We start from the raw sequence: 21,592 nt of genomic DNA on the forward strand, positions 1-21,592 counted from the left end.
GTGTCGCATCAATTCAAGCGTTCCATCGAAGCTCTCAATCTGCTCGAGGCGTTTGCCTTGCAGTGCGCCTTGTGGAAGCGTGAGTCACCGGATTCGATTGCGCGGAACATCGGCATCGATACCGAACAGGTGAAACACGCCTACATTGTGGTCGAGCAGGAGCGCGAACGCGTGGATTCAGAGTCAATCGGCAGACTGTTTCCCTGGTGCCAAGAGGTAGGGTTTCTACAGAGTGCACGGGCCATGGGCATCTTCAAGCGGCAGCTCGAATATCTACGCCGGAATCCGGACAAGATCTTCCGCGCCCTGCAGCTGCCACCGGCGCTGGCGCCGAATGGATTGCTGTTGGAGCATGCATGCACCTTGCTGGAGTTTCTGCACAAGCAAGTCTTCGATGTGTCTTGGACGGTGACGATTTGTCGAGCGCCACCGATCATGCAGATGAAGGGGAGATCAGAAATCACGGCAGAAGTCGCTGGTGTGCTTGCACGCGTGGCATCTCGTATCGAGATTGTAGAGGCGCCGCATATTGAGGTCGATGAGAGGGGTATTCGGGTGGCACTGTCCCGACCGGATATGGCAAGTGCGCCGGGCTTGGGCGACGCGATTCAAGCGGCGGCGCTGGTTTCCATCATGCACTACCGCGTGATTTGCCATGAACATGCCCTTTTCACGCCACAGCCATTCTCCAGAAAAGGATAAAAGTTGACCCAACTTTGATGAACAAGCAGATGCGCAATCGTGGTCGTGTTCCTATCGGAGTTCGCCGCGATGTCAAACATTGTTCCGATACAGTCAAGGACTGTCGCAGCGTCAACGGCGTTGCAGGATTTTGCTAAGACGTGGTTCGACGATGCCTCGGTTGCCTGGCGGTCGACGACTGCGGATGGCGTGCGGAGCATCCTCAGCCGCCATATAGTCCCCGCGTTGAGCGGTGTTCCAATCGACGGCTTCACACGTGCGCAGGTGCTAGCGCTGCGATCAAGATTGGTCCGCGAACCGATGGCCAGTGGCGCGTTGCGATCACCCGCGCGAGTGAATTTGGTGCTGCAGACGCTGGGCCGCATCTTCGCTGAACGTGAGCGACAGCTCGGGATTCCGAATCCCTGCCTCGACTTGCGTCGATTGCCGACGCGACGGACGCCGATTCAGCCCTTCACGCTTCCAGAGCTCGCGCGCCTGGCCAATGCTGCCCCGGACCACCTGCAGGCCTATGTGTGGATCCGTGGATTGGTGGGATTGCGCTCCGGTGAGGCCAATGGTCTGAAATGGGATTGCGTCGATCTGTCTGCCGCCACAATCGAGATCCGTCAGGCACGCGTTGCTGGTCGCGATGTGCTTCCCAAGAATGAATTTTCCGAGCGAACGATTGGGTTGATTCCTGCGGCCCATGCGGCCTTGGTGCGCCAGTTTGAGCAAACTGGCTTGACAGGTGGCTATGTCTTCTTGACGCCTCGTGGCTATCCACTCGATACGCGGAACTTTGCCCGGCGGGATTGGCTTCGCATGCTTTCGACGGCAGGACTGAAGAAGCGGGCGCCAGAGCAATTGAGGCATACGGCCGCAACCCTGTTGTTGGCTTCGGGGGAAGCGCCCACCTACATCGCAAGAATTCTGGGTCATGCCGACTGCCGGATGCTGTTGACCACGTACGCGCGGCATATGGCGGGAGCATTAGGAAGAACGGACGGGCTCGCACTGCAACGGGCTATCGAGCTGGCAGAGGTCGTTGCGTGACCACTTGCGCACACGATCGCGTCATGGGTACAACAGGCGTATCGCCACTAGCGGTCGCTATCGGAGCGTATTCCGACCTCTTATCGACGCACGCAAGGCGTGCCCATGGCGACTCTTCGAATCGCCTATCAACTCAGTGTCGATCCATTGGTCGATCCATCGAATCTGTTCGGGCAAAGGCCCAACCCCTTTCTCCCGGGACGCATCGCCGCGCTGCGTGCCCTCGGCATAACCATGCGCGGCAAAAACTTCTAGAAGGAGATTTCCATGAGCTTTATGACGATATCGGCGCACGGGTTACTGCAAGATCCTGACTCAGTTCGTATTGAACGTGTTCTGCAAGCACGCGTTGATCGGCTACTTGCAGCGCTCGAACGCGTCATGCCTGAGGGCATACGGTTCAGTGACTGGGCTCGATTTGAAGACAATGCGATCCACATTGACCTGCAAGTCGACGGACCAGTGAATCAGCATCCGTTGGTATTGGCTGAATCCTTGGCCACTGGGGCACACCGCGTCCACGACCGCTACTTTGCTGCGTTTCGAAGGGAGCAAGCACTGGAGCCATTGGAAGGCGACTCGAACTGGTTAGCCGTCAATGCAGCGGTCCATGCCATCGAAGCGATCGGCGGGGAGGTTCGAATCCATGCAGGAAAGCCGCACGAGCGACGCCTCGCGGCAATCGATCCAGACTTCCTGCGTTTGGCAGACACGTGGAACGAGGGGATTCATGTTGATAATGCGCTCCTTGTGGGATTGACGGTTCTGCCGAGTCCAACGAAGGATGGTCTGCATTCAATAATCATCTTGGTGGCGAATTGCACCGATGCGTTTGTTGCTGTTGTGTCGGATCAATTGCTGGCCGACCTTCAGCCGGGCCGAACGCGTGTGTGCTTTCAATACCTTCAGGCGCCCGATGGCTCCCGCGAGGTGGTGCCTCAGACACTCATGATGCGTCCGGCAATCAATGAGGCGATTCTCGCGGTCTGCGGCGATAGCGCCTAGAATCATTCGAGCTAGCCCCGGGCATTTCGCCCGGGGCGTAAGCCCTTGATTTTCCGAGGACTGACTAGGGCAGCCCGATGCGCACAGCGGCGATTCGCCGAGCGGGGCAGCCACCGGGATGTTCTGCCTTCAAGGGCCAAACCGTCACTTCCAGGCTCGTTGATGAATGCAGTTGAGATTGAACAGGCACTGTCCGAGTTAGCCGAAAAGGCGTTCGAAGCCGCCGAATTCCCGTTCCAGTTCCTGACCGCGTTCGGCAACAAGGCGACGACCATCCAGCGCCTACGCAAGGGCGACAGCAACGCCTCCGATGTGCCGGGCGGCGTACTGCAGCGCAACCACATCCATATCGCCGTAGCCGAGCCCGGCCAGGTGGGACTGACCCTCACCGCCTTGAAGGCCAGCGCCAAGACGGGCCAAGCTAAGGCCAAGTTTGTTCTGGCCACAGACGGCATGACCCTGGAAGCCGAAGAACTGGCTACGGGCGAAGCCATCGCCTGCGAGTTCCCCCAGTTCCCCGATCACTTCGGCTTCTTCCTGCCGCTGGCGGGCATCTCCACGATCAAGGAGATCAAGGACAACCCCATCGACGTTCGGGCGACGGGTCGCCTGAACAAGCTGTACGTCGAATTGCTGCGCGAGAATCCCACCTGGGCCACCGAGAAGCGCCGGCCGGACATGAACCACTTCATGGCCCGCCTGATCTTCTGCTTCTTCGCCGAGGACACCGACATCTTCCCCGGCGCCAGCCTGTTCACCTCCACCGTGGACACGATGACCGAGCGCGATGGCGGCAACGTCCACGAGGTGCTGGAAACCATCTTCCGTGCCATGAACACCAAGACGGCGGATCGGGCCGCCGCGGGTATTCCGCGCTGGGCCGCCGAGTTCCCTTACGTCAACGGCGGGTTGTTCTCCGGCAACACCGAGGTGCCGAAGTTCACCCGCACGGCCCGGTCCTATCTGTACCAGGCCGGGCAATTGAACTGGAGGGAGATCAACCCCGACATCTTCGGCTCGATGATCCAGGCGGTGGCCGACGACGAGGAGCGCGGCGCCCTGGGCATGCACTACACCAGCGTGCCGAACATCCTGAAGGTGCTGAACCCACTGTTCCTGGACGACCTGCGGGCGCACCTGGAAGCGGCGGGCGACAACAAGATCAAACTGCTGAACCTGCGCAAGCGCATGGCACGCATCCGCGTGTTCGATCCGGCATGCGGCAGTGGAAATTTTCTGGTCATCGCCTACAAGCAGATGCGCGAGATCGAGGCCCAGATCAACCGGCTTCGCGGCGAAGAGAATCAACCGTCGGAAATCCCGATCAACAACTTTCGCGGGATCGAGCTGCGCGACTTCCCGGCGGAGATTGCGCGCCTGGCGCTGATCATCGCGGAGTTCCAGTGCGATGTGCTGTATCGCGGACAGAAGGAAGCTTTGAAGCTCGTTCTGCCGTTGGACAGTCAGAACTGGATCACTTGTGGGAATGCGCTGCGTTTGGATTGGCTGGCGATCTGCCCGCCAACGGGCACAGGTGTAAAGCTGATGGGCGATGACCTTTTCAACACGCCACTAGACCAATCTGAAATCGACTTCGAGAACGAGGGTGGAGAGACGTACATCTGTGGCAACCCGCCCTATCTCGGCTCGACATGGCAGGACGAGGAACAGAAGGCCGACTTACAAGCAATCTTCGCTCATCGCACAAAAAGCTGGAAGTCACTTGATTACGTTGCCGGGTGGTTCATAAAGGCGGCGGACTATGGTACGAAAACAAATGCTGGGGCATCTTTTGTGTCCACAAACAGTATCTGTCAGGGCCAGCAAGTGCCAATACTATGGCCGCTGATTTTTGCCACCGGTCACCATATTGCATTTGCTCACACGTCTTTCAAATGGGCCAACCTCGCCAGCAAAAAGGCCGGCGTTACGGTGGTCATCGTCGGCATTTCAAATCAGCAAAGTTCAATTCGACAGATATTCTCAATTGCAAATAACGGTGAGGTGTCGGTCAAAGTCGTCGATCACATCAATTCCTATCTAGTCGCCGGGCAGGGCATTGAACTCCAAAAATCCGCATATCCCCTAACTGAAGTGTCCCCTATGGACCGAGGAGACAGTGCCATCGATGGTGGCGGCCTTTTACTTGATGGGTATGAAGCAACACAGTTTCGCGTCCAAAATGAGAGTGCCTACGATGAGTTTGTCAGACCATATATGGGCTCCGAGGAACTGATAAACGGGAAACTTCGGTATTGTCTCTGGATTTCGGATCAAAATGCAGGGCGCGCAAAGGCAGCCAAATTTATTTCAGATCGGATGGCCAATGTGACAGCAATGCGCGCCGCAAGTAGCAAGGCCCAAACAAAAGAAGCGGCGGGGTGGCCCCATCGATTTGGAGAGATAAGGCACCTCGATAGCACCTACACGATTGTGGTTCCGCGCGTAAGCTCCGAGAATCGTGATTTCCTTCCCGTGGGTCTAGTGGAAGGGGGGACGATTGTGGGCGACCGGAATTTCGCGCTTTACGACGCCCCCATCTGGAACTTGGCAATCGTGGCATCACGCCTGCATTGGGTTTGGATTGGAACGGTATGTGTCCGTATGCGAACCGATTTTTCCTATTCAAACACTCTTGGTTGGAACACCTTCCCTTTGCCCACCTTAACCGAGCAGAACAAGACAGATCTAACCGATTGCGCCAACGAAATCCTGCTGGCCCGCGAGGCCCATTTCCCGGCCACCATCGCCGACCTCTATGACCCGGACACGATGCCGGACGACTTGCGCCGCGCCCACGAAAGGAACGATGAGACGCTGGAACGCATCTACATCGGCCGCAAGTTCAAAAACGACACGGAGCGGCTGGAAAAGCTGTTCGACCTGTACACCAAGATGACGGCGGGCCAGGCCAAGCCGAAGAAGGGGATGCGGAAATGACATCGGAAGGCACAAAGGCAGTCCCGTCCGTCTCGATTGCCACTGCCCGCACGGGCGCGTCGAGCAAGGTCAATGCACTGGGCATGCGTCCCATGCAGGAGCGCGCCTACACCAAGCGCGGCGAGCAGTACCTGCTGATCAAGTCGCCACCAGCGTCGGGCAAATCGCGCGCGCTGATGTTCATTGCGCTGGACAAGCTCCACAACCAGGGCCTCAAGCAAGCCATCATCGTGGTGCCCGAGAAGTCCATCGGTGGCAGCTTCGCCGACGAGGCGCTGTCCGAGCACGGTTTCTGGGCGGACTGGCAGGTCCAGCCACAGTGGAACCTGTGCAACGCCCCAGGCGACGACGAGGTCAAGGCAGACAAGAGCAAGGTACGGGCAGTGGGCCGCTTCCTTGAATGCGAAGACAAGGTGCTGGTCTGTACGCACGCCACCTTCCGATTTGCCGTGGAAGAGTACGGCATTGCCGCCTTCAACGATCGACTAGTGGCAGTGGACGAGTTCCACCATGTGAGCAGCAACCCGGACAACGTGTTGGGCAGCCAACTCACCCAGCTGATCGCGGCAGGCTCCGTGCACCTGGTGGCCATGACCGGCTCGTACTTCCGTGGTGACACGGTAGCGGTGCTGTCCCCACAGGACGAGAACCGCTTCGAGACGGTGACCTACACCTATTACGAGCAGTTGAACGGCTACACCTACCTGAAATCGCTGGAAATCGGCTACTTCTTCTACACGGGCCAGTACCTGGACGCTATAACCAAGGTGCTGGACCCGGCGCTGAAAACCATCGTCCATATCCCCAACGTCAACTCGCGCGAGAGCCTGCAGGACAAGTACAAGGAAGTCGAGGAGATCATGGAGTCGTTGGGCACCTGGAAGGGTGTTGACCCCGCCACGGGTTTCCACTTGGTCGAACGGGCTGATGGTTCTGTGTTGAAGGTGGCGGACCTGGTCGACGACAGTGACGCGACCAAGCGCGCCAAGGTGCTGAACGCGCTGAAAGACCCGGCCCAGAAGAACAATCGCGACCACGTCGACATCATCATCGCGTTGGGCATGGCCAAGGAAGGGTTTGACTGGATCTGGTGCGAACACGCGCTGACCATCGGCTACCGCAGCAGCCTGACCGAGATCGTCCAAATCATCGGTCGCGCCACTCGCGACGCCCCAGGCAAGGAGCGATCCCGATTCACCAACCTGATCGCAGAACCCGCAGCGGGTGAGGCGGAAGTGGTGGCCGCGGTTAACGACACTTTGAAAGCCATTGCCGCGAGCCTGCTGATGGAGCAGGTGTTGGCCCCGCGCTTCGAATTCACGCCCAAGAACCAGGGCAAGCTTGATGGCTTCGAGTACGAAGGCGGCTATGTCGAGGGTGGCAACAATCTCGGTGTCAATGTCGCCACAGGGCAAGTCCACGTGGAGATCGGTGGCCTGGCCATGCCGGAAGCGCAAGAAGCCAGGCGCATCTGCAAGGAAGACTTGAACGAGGTCATTACGGCCTTCGTTCAGGACAAGTCGGCCTTGGAACAAGGGCTATTCAACGACCAAACGCTGCCCGAGGAACTAACTCAAGTGCAAATGGGAAAGATCGTGCGCGATCGATACCCTGAATTAAGCGAGGCCGACCAGGAAGCCATCCGCCAACATGCCATCGCCGCTCTCAATCTCACCCAACAGGCCAGCCAGGCATTGAGGGTAGCCGAGGAGAAGGGCGAGTACACCAACACGGCACTCATCGATGGCGTGCGCAAATTCATCAATGTCCGCGATTTGGACATCGATCTGATCGATCGGATCAATCCGTTCGATGCCGCCTATTCCGTGCTCGCCAAGGCCATGGACGAGAAGATCCTCCGCCAAGTGCAGGCCAGTATATCGGCCAAGCGCGTGAGCATCCCGATTGAGGATGCGCGTGAACTGGCGCGACGTGCACTTGCATTCAAGACCGAGAAGGGTCGCCTGCCCGACATTAACTCGCCGGATGCGTGGGAGAAGCGCATGGCCGAGGGCGTGGCTGCACTGGCCCGATTCCGCGCCGACGAGAAGGCACGCGAGGCTTCTGCCCATGGCTGACATGGAAGATGACGACCTGCTGGATGCATTAGGCGTAGAAGCTGCGCCCACAAAGGCCGGCGCGCATACCAAGCTCGAAGAGCGCTTGATTGCGGGCTTTGAGGACATCCTGCGGTTCGTGGAAACGAATGGTCGGGTACCGCAACACGGTGAGGATCGCGACATCTTCGAGCGGCTCTACGCCGTTCGCCTTGATCGCTTGCGCGGGATGCCCGAGGCTCGTGAATTGTTAGCTTCGTTGGATGCTTCCGGCCTGCTGAGCGGGCCTGTCGCCGCGGTGGTTGCAGTTGATTCTCTGGATGACGAGGATCTGCTGGCCGAATTAGGGGTCGATGCACCTGCTGATGATGAAGACATTACCCAGCTGCGGCATGTTTCGTCCTATGCGGATCGCCAGACTGCGGAAGAGATCGCCAACCGTGCTCGCTGCGAAGACTTTGACAACTTCCAGCCACTGTTCGAGCAGGTTGAGCGAGACATTCAATCTGGGCAGCGCAAGACGCTTCGCTTCGGACGTGATGCCAGCGTTGAACAGGGAAACTTCTTTATTCTGGATGGTCAGATTGCCTATGTGGCGGAGGTAGGAAAGGCGGCACGTACTCCTAATGGGGAATCCAATGCGCGTCTTCTCGTGATTTTCTCCAATGGAACCGAAAGCAATCTCTTGGAGCGTTCGCTACAGCGTGCGCTTTACAAAGATGAGACAGGCAGGCGTATCACTGATCCGGACAATGGCCCACTCTTTGGCGACACCATCGAGCCGGAGGACATCGAAAGCGGCACGATTTACGTGTTGCGCAGCCAGTCCGATCATCCTTACGTTTCTGAGCATCGCGAACTGATTCACAAGATCGGTGTCACAGGCGGAAAAGTTGAGACCCGCATCGCTGGCGCGAAGGATGACGCAACCTATCTGCTTGCTGGCGTCGACATCGTGGCGACCTACAAATTGGCCCACATCAATCGAACGAAGCTGGAGAATCTGTTCCACAAGATTTTCGCGCCTGCCCAGCTCAACTTAACCATCGAGGATCGTTTTGGTAAGCCGGTCAAGCCGCGTGAATGGTTTCTCGTTCCGTTGCACGTGATCGATGAGGCGGTGAACCGCATTCGGGACGGCTCAATCACATCGATGAGCTATGACCCGACGACGGCTACGCTTCGAAAGCAGCCAGAGTAACGCCTCGCAACTTTGCCTCCTTCAGATATGTGAGAAACCCCAGGTGTACCCAATCCGGGTGCTAACCAGGAGTTTCATCATGTCGGACATCCACCGGCCGCCCGAAAACCTTGCAGCACTTGAGCACAGTGTCCCCATGCGTTGCGTCGATTCGGTTCTGTTGGCGTGGGAAGCGCTGGAATGCTCACAGAGGCGGCGTGAGCTTGAGGTGGCAATCCACGACGGTTTAATTTGGGCGCATGGCGACTGGGAAGCGGTCGGCCGTCTTGCAGCGCCGATCTTCCACGCTATCGATGCGAAGGTAGGAAACTATCAAGTATCGATGCATAAGCTAATGCAGCGTCGTAGGTTATCGCCTACGCGCGACCTGGATGAAGCCATTCGTCAGGCGCGGAAGATGCCCCCAGGAGATCGTCTCGTCTGTCACGTCGGCATGTACAAGGCGTACTCGACACTCTCATCCATCATCAGGATGCAAACGGCATGCATCGCCGATCCCGCAGAACGGTTGCAGGGTATTTCAATTGCGTTTCGTCAGCACGCCCTGAAGCTGTATGACGCGCAACGCTTGGATTGGCAGGCGACAGTCGCGGATCATGCCGGACGCGGGCGCATGCTGGAAGCGGTCTATCCCTTGCCAAACCCGTTCGGGATCGTGCCCGGGATACCGTGCTGGCAATTGATGCCGCGCTCACCATTGCAACTGCACTGAGGGGCGTGAAACCAATGCTGGCATGGCCCACCTGTGTCAACAGGCGCGTGCTGGTCGTTTATGAGCAAAATATCAACGCTATTGGCACAATTTCCAGTTGTCCGGATCGTCCCAAATGATCTGCTCTTTGAATCCGGGAGGCGATACGCGCGACGGTCTTCCATTCTCTGGAAAGGACGCACGCCAGATCCTGATTTGGATTTTGTTGCTATCCGGGCTCCGCGCTTCGGTGAATCCCTCAAGGAGCACGTCGCTCTGCGTCTTACAGATCGATGTCCCAATCTGGGACTTTTGCGGTCGGGTCCGATCGGCTTCGGCCGCCATTGCGTCATTCCTCTGACGTGCGTTGGTAACCATTGCGCTTTGGCGAGCGATGTCGAACTCCCTCTCGGAGAGCGAACTAACGAGAAGGGTTCCCGTTGTGAGCTTCGGGTCGAAGTTGCATCCGCCTGCCCACATATCTGTTTGCCATGGTCCCCAGTCGCCCGTCAACAACTGGTACCTCCTGTCGTAAACGAGGATTTCCCTCCCGAGCACCTTTCCAGAGCCGGGATCAACGCCCACATAAAGCCGATGGTTCCTGGTCTGTGTCGCTGCATTGCTTTGTGGGGCGATGTCACCATCGCGTTCCTTGGCAGGGAGCAGGTAGTAGGACTGCCCCGTCGACTTGTCAGTGAGCTTTAGCCGTGCCTCGTAAAGCCCGCTGGCGATGCGAAGCGACGCAAGATCAGTTGACTCCTGCTTGGGTTTGAGGAGCCCAGAAGGACCGGCCTTGAACCAGCCTTCGGCTTTGCAACGCGCTTGAAGCTTGACGTCATGAGCGACTGAAAGGAACCTGCGATTATCCGCTTGATCGACGGGATCGCTGCTAAGCCTCTTGATCGCAGACTTTGCTTCTCGTTCGCTGTAGGGACCCTCGATCACATAACGGGTCGCTTCAGAAGCCCAGGCATTCGATGCCACCGAGCACATCGCAATCAATAGTAGCAATGGTGTCTTCACAAGCGCTTCTCCGTGTCGAGAACGTCATCAGGCCTCGGTGTCGAGGCTTCTTGTTCGGCAACTATTCGTGAAAATAGGATATCCGAAAATAGGATAATGCCAATGGAATGCCCAGATGTAACCACACTAGGGGCGGGTCTCGGCAACACACAACGTGGCTGATGGACGTCGACAAGGCGGATGCCATTACTAAGACGAGAGTCCGGAGGCATGAAGTATCAGGCGGGCCAGGACTGCGCGATGGACGGCGGCGTCACCGGTGCGCTCGTAGGCGTCCACCAGTTTCTCAAGGTAGCGCGCTGACCGCTCCTCAGCCGTCATGGACACGGTCTCCAGTCGAGCCCAGATGCGTCCAGCGAGCGCCAGGTCGCGGCTGCTCGTGGGCCAGCCGCTGGACAGCTTCCACGCCAAGGCTGCGACGATGGCTTGTGTTCCCTGGCACAAGTCGTCTTCACTGTGATTCATGTGCGTCCTTTGGTTTGCGACGAGGCATCGCATGAACCAAAGACCACTCAACGGCGTGCAGCAAAGTTGTCGGGGAATTTGCGCGTAGAAACCGCGACAGGGCGGTGAATGAAACGGAACGCGGCGCCAACCTCACACGCGGATTTGCCGATACGCGCGGCCATGTAACCGAAGATGGGAGGGGAATTCGATAACTGCTGAGCGTTTCGTCCAGAAGTCAGGCCGGCTGCCACGCTTTAGCGTCGATATGCAGTTATCCGGATTCAGGCCGTTTTTACTGCTCGAATCCGTACTTTGACGTCGATGTTCTTGGCTAGCCTGAAGCTCCAGACGGCAGGTGGAGTTCCCCAATGAATGAGAAGACGAAGGCAGCGTTGGAGCGCCTGCTTGCCGTGGCTGGGTATGACAGTGGGCAAAGTCGGCGCGTCACCGATTTCTTGCTCTCATGGTGGAACGCCGAGAGCTGTGGCAAGTTCGACCCGACCGACATGTGGGGGCTGGATGGAGACATTCGTGTGGACGTGGTGACAGTCCTGATCTTCATCGCCAGTCACCAGACCTATCCGGACACGCTTGGCTACGGCCGGGAATTCGAGCGGCTCGTCGCCGAGTGGCGACCACACTTGGTGAACAAGTACTAAGGCAGCAGTCGTCCGGTATGGACGATCGGGCAGAACGGATCATCGCCAATGACCCCAGTTCTCACCGGACGGCGGTCATGTCCGCGCGGGACGCCGGAAACGGGACGGTCTGACTTAGTTCGTGTCCATTCGGGACAGTGAAAAAGCCGGGAGCGGGGCGTTCGTTATATGCTCGTAGGGGCACGGAGGCCTACCAGTCGGACTAAATGATCCAGGAACCAGTCGCGCCACTATTCGACCGTCTTCCAGACGGGATCTTTCGGCCGTTGGGTGTGGCCAACAGTCGGCACTATTGGGACGTTCTCTCACGGGTCATGGCGACCCTCTGGGGCGAAGACGGCCGCGCCCCAGGTGAGGAGGTGCCCAAGAAGGTCGTCACCCAGGTTATTGAGTCCTGCCTGATCGCGGATGACCCGTGGGACGGCGAGTTGCAGACCCCCCTTAATGTGCTCAGCCATATGGTCTTCAACGCCTTGGCCGATGCGGGCTGGCTCTCGGTGCGCCGCCGAGGACTGGTCGACATGGTCACCGTGAAGCCACGGATTAGCATGCTTTTCACGATGCTCAACGACTTCGCGCGACAGGAGCCGGAGTACATCGGCGGTCAGGTGCGTTCGATATTGTTGAATCTGCGCTCGGTGACTGAAGACAGCACCGACCCGAGCGCCTGCAGCGCCTACCAGACGGCCGCCAAGCAGGCCCGGCAATGCATGGCGCACATCGTCAACACCGGCTGTCGCGTACAGGACCTGATGGACAGCTTGGTCGAATTGGAGTCCGCCCGCGATTTCGTCCATGGCTTCTTTACCGACTTCGTTGAGCGCGTCTACATTGCGGACTACAGCGAGCTACGCACGCGCAACCACCCTCTCCAGTATCGCGGCCAAATCATCGAGAAGACCTATGCGTTGCAGGACGACGACGCTTCGCGCGAGCGTCTCGTCAGCTGGTACACAGAACATATCGGCAAGGGGGATCGGGAGCGCGGCGAGAACGCATATCGACGTGATACCAATCAACTGTTACGGCTGAACAATATTGAGGATCACCTCGCGAGGCTGGATGAGGAGATCAAAGTAGCCAACCAGCGTGCTCTCGCTTTGATCGAATACAAGCTGCGCGCCCCGAAGCATCTCGACAAGCTGATCAGTCGTGCGTGCATCGCACTGACAGATATGGAGGAAGAGCACCCGGCGCTTCCTGGCGATGCCGGTGGCGTGCACTGGTCGCCATCAGCGCTGGCCAAGCCCCGCAAACAAGCAAGAGAGCAGGTCGCCACGGCGGTCGAAGAGGTGGAACTGACCGACGAGGAGTTGGCCATGGAGTGGCTACGTCGACGCATGATCGAAAATCGCAAGGTCACGCCCGTGCAGCTGGCGAACTACGTCGTTCGGATGCTGGATGGCAAGCAGAGAATGAGCTCCGACACCTTGTCCGTCACATCGATCAACGATCTGTGCTGCTACCAGCGGCTACTGTTGATTGCATCCCGCGACGATGCGCCGCTGACGCAGCGACGTCATGACCCACTCATCCAAATGCTGCGTGGGATTCGAGTGCGGTTCGATGATGACAGCATGACCAATAACGATTACATGACTCATCGACGCTTCGTCGTCGAGCGCGAGGAAGCGTGATGGCCAACTGGGAACGATTGGCGGCACAAAGTAGCGGGCACTACGAAGAGCAGGATTACCAGCAGGCGGCTTACCGCTTGATGATGGAGCAGGTGATCTACGCGGGCGACCGTGGCGGGCGTTTGCCATACGAATTGTTGACGCATCACCTGAGTACTTTTCGGGAGGTGTTCGAGCAGTTCGGTATGACGATTACCCACAATCCGCATCACGGCTATGTGGTCGCCATTCCGCGTCATGCCTTCGGTGGGCGCATGCGACTGGAGGAAACGCGGCTGGCGTTGTTACTACGCAGGGTCTACGACGATCGTATCAATGCGGTCGATATCGTGGACGGAGAAGCCTTCGTCACCCTTGAGGAGCTGGAGCAGCTCTACAAAGAGCTGCTCGGCAGGCAACTACCGGACCGTGGAGAGATGCGCGAGTTGTTGCGATCACTCAGGCGTAACGGCATGGCTCGAGAAATCGACGCGGCCGATGATCAGCCGTTCCAGATCGTGATCCGCCCTGCAATCACCGACATTCTTGGCCAGACAGCCTTGTTGCAGTTGGCGGCTTATGGGGTCGATCCCGAAGTGGATGAAGAACTGGAAGTCGACGATGAAACAACTTGAGTCAATTGGCCTCGTCCAGTACTTCCTGTATGCCCGACAGGATCTTGATGTTGGACGAAATACCGCTTTCCTCGGCCCCAACGGCACAGGCAAGACGGCCCTACTTGATGCTTTGCAGATCGTGTTGTTGGGCGCCGACCGGAATCGCATCCATTTCAACGCATCGAGCGAAGGCAAGCGCAGAGCGCGAAGCTTGCGCGACTATTGCCTTGGCGTACACGGCCAGCGTCCAAGCGACGTGTGTCGAGATTCGGCTAACACCTATATCAACCTTGTGTTCCGCGACCCGGACACAGGCACGCCCGTGACCGCCGGCGCTGCGCTCTCCGCATCGGTCGACAGCCAGGAGCACCTCTTCCATAGCCTCTACATCCTGCCTGGCGTGTCACTTCGCACTGATCAGATGGTCGAGGCCAAGAACGGACAGGAGATGGTGCTCCCATGGCGTACCCTGCAGCCCAAGCTGGCCGACTTGTGCAGAGCGGTCGGAACGACGCCGGTGTTCACCATCAACGGAGAGGAGTTCTCGCGTCAGCTGTTCGGCGCGCAGTTAGCAAGCAGTGGCGAGTCCCCCAATTATCGCGCTATACGAACTGCTTTCGCCCGGTCGCTCAAGCTCAACCGAGACGTCGACGATCTCAACGAGACCTTGCGCAACCACCTGATTGAGGCACGCCCGACCAACGTCAACCAGTTCCGCGCTCGACTCGATCAGTTTCGAGAGATAAAGCGCACCATCCAGGAGCTGGCCGAGCGTCTTTCTCAGGCAGAAGCAGTCGAAAAGCAGTACCGAACTGTCCAACAGCACTTCGTCAAGGCGGCGAACTACACTTACCTCAAGGCTGTCTTCAATGCTGATCGACTCGGCGAAGAGATCGCCGAAACCGAAGAGACCATTGAACATCTGATCCAGCAAGAAGCGGGATTCAGGTCGGCCCTTAGCAAGGCTGAGAGCGATGTCGGCGCGGCCCACAAACGTCTTGTATCGGCCGAAGTCGCCTTGAAGCAGGATCCGGATTACCTGCGCCATTTAAGCAGCCAGTCCGAATTAGACAAAGGACGCGATGGGCTCGCTTCACTTCGATCAACGATAAGGGATGACCTGGGCCGGCTTGGCACTGCTGTGCGCCGAGTGGTCGGCAACAAGGATCTCGCCAGGCTGCAGGGTGACGGTGCACATGCCTTGGAGCATGTATCCGCACTGAGTGAGTTGCTGGGCCGAGAAGCTGACATCCAGCCAGAGGACACGCTGGTGCTGGCCAACGCCGTAAGCACGCTACACAGGGCAGTCGATAGTGTTCGCATGGATCTTGCTCAGCAACTTGCGGCAGCTAACCACTCATTGACGGCGGCCAAGGCAGACTTAGGCCGCGTCAACGCTGGCAGGCCGCCGCTGCGTTCTGAAGTTTCAAGGCTGCAGTCGTTGCTTGAGGGTGCCGGTATCCAAACGACGCCGGTATGTGACCTTGTGGAGGTCAAGGACGTCGAGTGGCAGCCAGCGATTGAGGCCTATCTTGGGCGAAACGTTGATGCCCTTCTGGTGCATGACACGGCGGATGAGACCGCGGCGATCGATGTATTCCGGCGCGCCCGGAATGATATCTACGGTTCTAAGCTGGCCCTGATCTCTCGTGGACGCTCATGGCAGGCCCCGGGCAGTGGGAAATATGCGGCTCAGCTGATCACGGGTGACGACAACGGTGCCATCCGCTTTCTTCAGGGCGAGTTAGGAAAGGTGGCGCTGGTCGAAGACAGCGAACAACTACGTGTCGGGAACAAAGCTTTGTCGCGCGATGGCATGGTTAGTTCGGGTGGCGGCGTCGACCGCCTCCGGCTTATGACTAAAACGGGCCTTCGAATCGGTGGCGTCAGTAACGAGGATCACGTGCGCGCGGCACGCGAAGCCTTGCGTAAGGCGGATGAGCTTTACGACGCGCTCAATCGACGTGTGGAGCATGTGTCGACGATCAGTCAGGCGCTAGCATCAGCTGGCGATAGCGATACGATCCAGGTGCGCTTGCAGTCGTTGATCGGCCAGATCGTGAACCAGCAAGCCGCGATTACACAAACGGAAATGATCATTGATGCGGGTGAGGCCGGTAGTCTCGCTGCGTTACAGCTCGCGGCAAGTGCGGCGGCTGAGCAGCACGCCGCGAAGGACAAAGCGAAAACAGAAGCTGCCTCAAACGTGGATAAGGCTGTGTCGGCTCTGAAGGGTATGCGAGAAAAGCTGAAACAGCTCACCGATGAGCAGGCCAGCGCGCGAGACGAAGAGGTTTTGGCACGCCAAAACTCGCTTTGTGATCTCAATGCGGCCGAAACGCTCCGTGAGGTTGTGGAAACTAAAACGGGCGACGATGTGTCTGCCGCGATCATGGAGTGCTCCAGACTGCGCGAGAACAGCACAAGCCTAGGCAACAGTGCCAATACCAAGGCCTGGGGTTTGATGACCACATACCTTGCCAACTACCAGCTGGAGAACCACGAGATTCGCGATGAGGACTGGCAGCAGGCATTGGCCATGGTCCAAAGCGAGATCAAGCGCATGTCCGAACTGGAGCTGGTCGAGAAGCAAGACGAAGCCAACCGCGCATATACCGCAGCGGTCGAGGTTTTCCGCTCGGACGTGGCGCACACTTTGCTCAATGGATTCGATGCGATTGAGGAGCAGATCAAGGGTCTGAATCGAATTTTGAACAAGGCTCCGGAGTTCACTAACGGCGAGCGTTATCAGTTCAGGGCGACCAAGGTCGACCAGCACCGAAAGCTCTATGAGTTCCTTCAGCGCGTGCGCGAGATGGGCGAGAGTGAATCGACGCTGTTTGGGGGCTCCGGTCCCATTCCTGAAGAATTCCGTTTACTGGTAGAAGGTGACGGCAAGGGCTCGCCACTACAGCTAGAGAACAGCCCGCTCAACGATCATCGCCTTTTCTTCAGTTACGACGTCGACATCTATGCTGACGGCGACTTGAAGGGCAAGCTGAGTAAACGCTTTGGGCCAGGTTCTGGCGGCGAGCATCGCACACCGCTTTACGTCATCTTCGGTGCCTCGCTGGCGGCAGCGTTCGGCAAGCCTGCCGGTACGCCAGGCTGCGGCGGCTTGATTATGCTGGATGAGGCATTCGAGAAGATGGATGCTCAGAACGTACGGGCGACTGCCGAATACCTGAACGCACTCGGCCTGCAGATGATCATCGCCGGTCCCGAATCTGATCAGGCCAAGATGTCTTCCTTCTTGGACGTGTACTGGGACATGGCGCGATTCGGATCCAAACGGATCCAACTGTTCCGTAACGAGATCAAACCGGCTGCGCGGGAACTTTTGGCTAGTGACATCCTTGCGGTGCACCCGGAACTGATGGAGGAAGCATTGGTTGAGGTTTCGGAGCGTTCTAGTGGTTGATACGCGGCGTCCGGTTCTGTGTGGCTGGGTGGACGCTGTGCTGCGAGAACAACTTGGGCGTGGCGAGAGAAAAAGTGTCTCCGGATCATCATCGGTACCCCAGAAGTCGAATCTCAAACCGACCAATTCGATTTACTGGCAGCAGAACTTCGAAGAACGAATGCGCGGACATGGACAGATCCGTGATGCCGTCAAATACGGTGCCGTGACTGCTGGCTGGGGCGATCAAGGAGGCGATGATCGTCCGCTTGAGTGGGTGCGAGTAGACGATGTGGAATTGCTGGCGAGCTTGCTTGGTATCGCCACCAACGCAACCCAGCTGCAGGTCGCCCAGAAAAATTTAGAGGCGTGGACGGATGCATATCCGCGTCTTATTGAGGTCTTGAAGGCGTGGGAAAGGCTGCGTCGGGTGCGTGGCCTCGCTCCTGACTCATGGCGTTCATGGCGCGATGCACTTCGAGTGCTCGACGCGGTTGTAGCCATGCCAGGTGAGGATCAAGTCATCCGCGTGCTCAGTGGAAGACTTTTCTCGGACACGAAACGGATTGAGAAGCTATTGCCTCAGCTTGATGTTCTATCAGGGGAAGGGCTATCAAGCCGGCCAAGGGGAAAGTGGGAAGTCCTCAGGACTCTCGGCCTAGTCAAGCAGCCAATGCCGTTGCTGATTGCAGGTACGGGAAAGATCCTGATGCATGAGGGTCCGGACTGCACAATCGTTCACCCCTACGTTGGTGTCGCGCCACGAAGTGTGCGCGGCCTCGAAGCTACACCCTCATGGGTACTGAGCATTGAAAACCTTACGACGTTTCATCTGGCAGCCGAGGCGTTGAAATGCCGGGAAGATGGGTTGGTGGTATTCACTGGCGGCATGCCATCACCTGCTTGGGTCACGGGTTTCCGCAGCCTAACCGGATCGTTGCCGACGACAGCGGTGTTCTATCACTGGGGTGATATAGATGTTGGCGGCTTCAGGATTGCGGCAAGGTTGCAGGAAGTCGCACTGCCAGAGGGAGTTTCGCTGCAGCCATGGCTTATGGACGTAACGAAATGTGGCAGAGGGAATGCTGTCTCTGAGTCAATAGGGGATGCTATGAGAGCGGCAGCGGTACGGGTAGGTTGGAGTGAGCTTGGTGAGCTGCCATCGCTTGCTCTGGAGCAAGAGCAAATTGAGCTAAAGCTTCCAGAGTCCCAGTAACACGATTGTCGGCTCTGTCTATGCGCAATTGCCAATCACTACAGCTCACGATCGAAAGCGAAAATTCGAGCATGTATCGCGGTTTGCATGCTATGCACGCGATTGCCGATGTCACCGCCAAGGTACGGAGGGATTTGGTTATGGACCGTCCTCAGTGGCGGTCGTGGCAATGGCCAGCGAGTGTAAGGCTGGGGTGCCTTGGCTATCTTGGCTCTGATCGCCCTCTATTTTGTGCTTTCTCATTCTTGCCAAGGTTATTGGTACGCTGAACTGCGCACGGGAGAAGTGATTTCTGATTTGCATCGAGTGCGATTCGCTAGCCGAAGATTACGTCGACAATGCATGCATTGTCGATTCGTATATTTGATAAATAGGGAAATAACGTGGGTACAATTCGCCGGTTGGTGCTCCAGAATTTCAAGCGATTTAGGTCGCTGGAGCTGGAGTTCGATTCAGAACTGAACATCCTGGTTGGCGGCAACGAAGCCGGCAAGAGTTCGGTGTTGCAGGCGATGGACATCGTGCTGAGTGCTAGTCGCAGCAAGGTCGAAAGCATTGGGATAGAGGCGTTGTTCAATGCTGACTGCATTGCCGAGTTTCTCGGCGGCGCAAAGGATATTGGCGACCTTCCCAAGTTGCTGATCGAAGTCTATTTCGATGGCCTGTCGGACCGCCATGACTTGGATGGACGCAACAACAGTAAGGATGCCGACCACCTTGGCATCAAGATGGTGTGTCAGCCAGTGGACGAGTACTCGAAGCAGATCCAGGCAATCCTCGCGGAGAAGCACAAGATCTTCCCCTTCGAGTACTACGGCGTGCATTTCCTGACCTTCACGGACGAGGCTGTCTCTCCATACAAGAAGCCGCTGCGGCACCTGCTGATCGACAGCTCACTGATCAACAACGAGCATGCCACGCGCGAGTACACACGCTCTATGTATGCCGCGCATGCGAGCATTGCCCAGCGCAACCTGCACGGCTTCGAATACCGGAAAGCGAAGGCGAAGTTCAAGGATGAAGTCTTCAAGACGATGAATGACGGACTCGAAGCATATAAGTTCGACGTCCGGACCAGCCCGAAGGCCAGCGTCGAGACCGACATCATAATTACCGAAGACGACATCCCGGTGGACAGCAAGGGAAAGGGTCGCCAGTGCTTCATCAAGACCGAGTTCGCGCTGCGTAACCGAGAGCATGCACTTCATGTGCTGCTGCTGGAGGAGCCGGAGAACCATCTCAGCCAGGTGCATATGCGCAAGTTAATCGAGCGCATCCGCGCCTCTGTCAAGAAGCAACTCTTTGTCGCCACGCATAGCAGCTTCATCGCCACGCGGCTGAACCTCCGGAAGGTCTTGATCTTGAGCGAGGAGGACCCGTCGCGACCGGCCAGCCTAAGGGATCTCAGCTTGGGAACCGCCGAATTCTTCATGAAGGCGCCCGACAACAACGTCTTGGAGTTAGCGTTGTGTAAGAAGGCAATCTTGGTCGAAGGCGACGCGGAGTTCATTCTGATGGACGCGCTCTACAGGATTAGCGCACCCGGTTTCAGCTTGGATGCCGATGGCATCCATGTGATCTCGGTCGATGGCACCAGCTTCAAGCGTTACTTCGAACTCGCCAAGCTGCTGGGTATCAAGGTGGCTGCGATCCGCGACAACGACAAGGACCATGCAGCCAACTGCGTCGCGAACTACTCGGACTACGTCTCGGCATCCATCCAAGTCTTTGCGGATCCCGATAACGCCCGCCATACCTTTGAGGCCTGCATGTACCAAGACAACCAAGCGACCTGCGATGAGCTGTTCGCGGCGGGCCGTAAGACCCTGAGCGTCGAAGATTACATGCTTAAGAACAAGACCGATGCCGCGTTCCAGCTGCTGGACAAAAAGGGCGACGCTCTGGTAGCGCCAGGCTATATCCAGCAGGCTGTGGCATGGATAAAAGCGTAGTCTTTGCGGTCGCCGGATCGGGTAAGACCACCCGCTTGGTGAATGCGCTGGACGAGGCGCGGCGCTTCCTGTTGATCACGTATACCGAGGCCAACTATCACAACCTGCGTATCAAGGTCATCGAGCGTTTCGGCTATCTGCCCCCCAACATCGCGATCTACACCTACTTCAGTTTTTTGCACAGCTTTTGCTATCGGCCGTTCCTACGCTCTAAGAAGGATACGCGCGGCATCACCTTCAACACGCCCGGCCGGTTTCCGGCTTACCCCTTGACCGATGACCGGCGCTACATGTCGCCCGGCCGCTGGCTCTATGCGAACCGTCTCGCCAAGTTCATTGAGCAGTCCGGCCTGGTCGGTGCGGTGGTGGCCCGCATCGAAAAGTACTTTGACGTCTTCTTCGTCGACGAGGTCCAGGATTTCGGTGGGCATGACTTCAACTTCCTATTGGCTATCAGCGCCGCCCAGGTGAACGTGAGCTTCGTAGGCGACTTCCACCAGCACACCTTCGACACGAGCCGCGACGGCAACGTCAATGCCAACTTGCATGAGAACTACGATACCTACAAGAGGAGGTTCGAGCAGGCCCAGCTGAAAGTCGACACCGATAGCCTCAAGCTCAGCCGCCGTTGTAGCAAAAGCGTTTGCGACTTCATCACCGAGAAGATCGGCATAGACATCCAGGCGCATGACGAGCGGACGAGTATCGTGCGCTTCGAGGATGACCCGGCAGCGGTTGCAGCCATCTACCGGGATTCCGGAACCGTCAAACTGTTCTACAAAGAGAATCAGAAGTACGACTGCTTCTCCCAGAACTGGGGCGCATCCAAGGGCATGGACCACTACGAGGATGTGTGCGTGGTGCTAAATCTCGGCAATGTGAAAGCCTGGAAAGCAGGTAGCTTCCGGGAAATCAACCCGGGGACGCGAAACAGGCTGTACGTCGCCTGTTCTCGCGCAAGAGGCAACCTGACGTTCGTCCCAGAATCCCTACTGAAGGCTTACAAGTGTTCATGACTAATGTTGCCCCGC

16 protein-coding genes are annotated in these 21,592 nt (G+C 57.6%); 14 read left to right on the forward strand and 2 right to left on the reverse strand.

The genetic code is table 11. From position 1 onward, the window contains the following. The 7 genes from BW989_RS00120 (at nt 1) to BW989_RS00150 (ending at nt 9,652) form a co-directional block, all read left to right on the forward strand. Nucleotides 1–702, forward strand: a complete 702-nt coding sequence (locus BW989_RS00120) for a hypothetical protein (RefSeq protein WP_076584494.1) — start codon at nt 1–3, stop codon at nt 700–702. A 69-nt stretch (nt 703–771) separates the two neighbouring features. Continuing rightward, on the forward strand, nt 772–1,737 hold the full coding sequence (locus BW989_RS00125) for a tyrosine-type recombinase/integrase (RefSeq protein WP_129582770.1): 966 nt from the start codon (nt 772–774) through the stop codon (nt 1,735–1,737). Between the two features lie 267 nt (nt 1,738–2,004). Next, nucleotides 2,005–2,742, forward strand: coding sequence for a hypothetical protein (locus BW989_RS00130; RefSeq protein WP_076584496.1), 738 nt, complete (start codon nt 2,005–2,007; stop codon nt 2,740–2,742). A gap of 162 nt (nt 2,743–2,904) precedes the next feature. Next, the gene (locus BW989_RS00135; RefSeq protein WP_076584497.1) at nt 2,905–5,682 is read left to right on the forward strand and encodes a class I SAM-dependent DNA methyltransferase; all 2,778 of its coding nucleotides are present in this window, start codon (nt 2,905–2,907) and stop codon (nt 5,680–5,682) included. After that, a complete protein-coding gene (locus tag BW989_RS00140; protein WP_076584498.1) occupies nt 5,679–7,760 on the forward strand; it encodes a DEAD/DEAH box helicase in 2,082 nt (693 codons plus the stop codon). The genes BW989_RS00135 and BW989_RS00140 overlap by 4 nt, the downstream gene beginning before the upstream one ends. Further along, nucleotides 7,753–8,940, forward strand: a complete 1,188-nt coding sequence (locus BW989_RS00145; protein ID WP_076584499.1) for a GIY-YIG nuclease family protein — start codon at nt 7,753–7,755, stop codon at nt 8,938–8,940. Before BW989_RS00140 ends, BW989_RS00145 begins: the two co-directional genes overlap by 8 nt. Nucleotides 8,941–9,019: 79 nt before the next feature. Then, the gene (locus tag BW989_RS00150; protein WP_076584500.1) at nt 9,020–9,652 is read left to right on the forward strand and encodes a hypothetical protein; all 633 of its coding nucleotides are present in this window, start codon (nt 9,020–9,022) and stop codon (nt 9,650–9,652) included. Nucleotides 9,653–9,730: 78 nt separating this feature from the next. Here the strand turns inward: BW989_RS00150 and BW989_RS00155 are convergent, their stop codons facing one another. Both BW989_RS00155 and BW989_RS00160 read right to left on the reverse strand, forming a co-directional pair. Continuing rightward, complete coding sequence (locus BW989_RS00155) at nt 9,731–10,654, reverse strand: hypothetical protein (RefSeq protein ID WP_129582771.1); 924 nt, start codon at nt 10,652–10,654, stop codon at nt 9,731–9,733. 189 nt (nt 10,655–10,843) lie between these two features. Then, nucleotides 10,844–11,119, reverse strand: a complete 276-nt coding sequence (locus tag BW989_RS00160; protein WP_076584502.1) for a hypothetical protein — start codon at nt 11,117–11,119, stop codon at nt 10,844–10,846. A 350-nt stretch (nt 11,120–11,469) separates the two neighbouring features. Here BW989_RS00160 and BW989_RS00165 point away from each other — a divergent pair, with 350 nt between their 5' ends. From BW989_RS00165 to BW989_RS00195, 7 genes are all read left to right on the forward strand, one after another. Next, nucleotides 11,470–11,760, forward strand: coding sequence for a DUF7673 family protein (locus tag BW989_RS00165; RefSeq protein ID WP_076584503.1), 291 nt, complete (start codon nt 11,470–11,472; stop codon nt 11,758–11,760). Nucleotides 11,761–12,074: 314 nt separating this feature from the next. After that, complete coding sequence (locus BW989_RS00170; protein ID WP_207551596.1) at nt 12,075–13,397, forward strand: Wadjet anti-phage system protein JetA family protein; 1,323 nt, start codon at nt 12,075–12,077, stop codon at nt 13,395–13,397. Next, nucleotides 13,397–14,011, forward strand: a complete 615-nt coding sequence (locus BW989_RS00175; protein ID WP_076584505.1) for a DUF4194 domain-containing protein — start codon at nt 13,397–13,399, stop codon at nt 14,009–14,011. The genes BW989_RS00170 and BW989_RS00175 overlap by 1 nt, the downstream gene beginning before the upstream one ends. Next, nucleotides 13,998–17,414, forward strand: coding sequence for an SbcC/MukB-like Walker B domain-containing protein (locus BW989_RS00180; RefSeq protein WP_076584506.1), 3,417 nt, complete (start codon nt 13,998–14,000; stop codon nt 17,412–17,414). The genes BW989_RS00175 and BW989_RS00180 overlap by 14 nt, the downstream gene beginning before the upstream one ends. Before the next feature lie 28 nt (nt 17,415–17,442). Then, a complete protein-coding gene (locus BW989_RS00185; RefSeq protein ID WP_129582772.1) occupies nt 17,443–18,609 on the forward strand; it encodes a Wadjet anti-phage system protein JetD domain-containing protein in 1,167 nt (388 codons plus the stop codon). Between the two features lie 383 nt (nt 18,610–18,992). Next, complete coding sequence (locus tag BW989_RS00190) at nt 18,993–20,561, forward strand: ATP-dependent nuclease (protein ID WP_076584508.1); 1,569 nt, start codon at nt 18,993–18,995, stop codon at nt 20,559–20,561. Continuing rightward, the gene (locus BW989_RS00195; RefSeq protein ID WP_076584509.1) at nt 20,546–21,577 is read left to right on the forward strand and encodes a DEAD/DEAH box helicase family protein; all 1,032 of its coding nucleotides are present in this window, start codon (nt 20,546–20,548) and stop codon (nt 21,575–21,577) included. Before BW989_RS00190 ends, BW989_RS00195 begins: the two co-directional genes overlap by 16 nt. Nucleotides 21,578–21,592 lie beyond the last annotated feature (15 nt).

The sequence above is a fragment of the Solilutibacter tolerans genome (genome assembly GCF_900155935.1).
Classification (GTDB): domain Bacteria; phylum Pseudomonadota; class Gammaproteobacteria; order Xanthomonadales; family Xanthomonadaceae; genus Solilutibacter; species Solilutibacter tolerans.

Bases quoted from the DNA above. Each gene is read 5' to 3' on its own strand.
- BW989_RS00175 (WP_076584505.1), top strand. From the start codon at position 13,397: ATGGCCAACTGGGAACGATTGGCGGCACAAAGTAGCGGGCACTACGAA.
- BW989_RS00130 (WP_076584496.1), top strand. From the start codon at position 2,005: ATGAGCTTTATGACGATATCGGCGCACGGGTTACTGCAAGATCCTGAC.
- BW989_RS00180 (WP_076584506.1), top strand. From the start codon at position 13,998: ATGAAACAACTTGAGTCAATTGGCCTCGTCCAGTACTTCCTGTATGCC.
- BW989_RS00165 (WP_076584503.1), top strand. From the start codon at position 11,470: ATGAATGAGAAGACGAAGGCAGCGTTGGAGCGCCTGCTTGCCGTGGCT.
- BW989_RS00140 (WP_076584498.1), top strand. From the start codon at position 5,679: ATGACATCGGAAGGCACAAAGGCAGTCCCGTCCGTCTCGATTGCCACT.
- BW989_RS00125 (WP_129582770.1), top strand. From the start codon at position 772: ATGTCAAACATTGTTCCGATACAGTCAAGGACTGTCGCAGCGTCAACG.
- BW989_RS00170 (WP_207551596.1), top strand. From the start codon at position 12,075: ATGGCGACCCTCTGGGGCGAAGACGGCCGCGCCCCAGGTGAGGAGGTG.
- BW989_RS00145 (WP_076584499.1), top strand. From the start codon at position 7,753: ATGGCTGACATGGAAGATGACGACCTGCTGGATGCATTAGGCGTAGAA.
- BW989_RS00160 (WP_076584502.1), bottom strand. From the start codon at position 11,119: ATGAATCACAGTGAAGACGACTTGTGCCAGGGAACACAAGCCATCGTC.
- BW989_RS00135 (WP_076584497.1), top strand. From the start codon at position 2,905: ATGAATGCAGTTGAGATTGAACAGGCACTGTCCGAGTTAGCCGAAAAG.
- BW989_RS00195 (WP_076584509.1), top strand. From the start codon at position 20,546: ATGGATAAAAGCGTAGTCTTTGCGGTCGCCGGATCGGGTAAGACCACC.
- BW989_RS00150 (WP_076584500.1), top strand. From the start codon at position 9,020: ATGTCGGACATCCACCGGCCGCCCGAAAACCTTGCAGCACTTGAGCAC.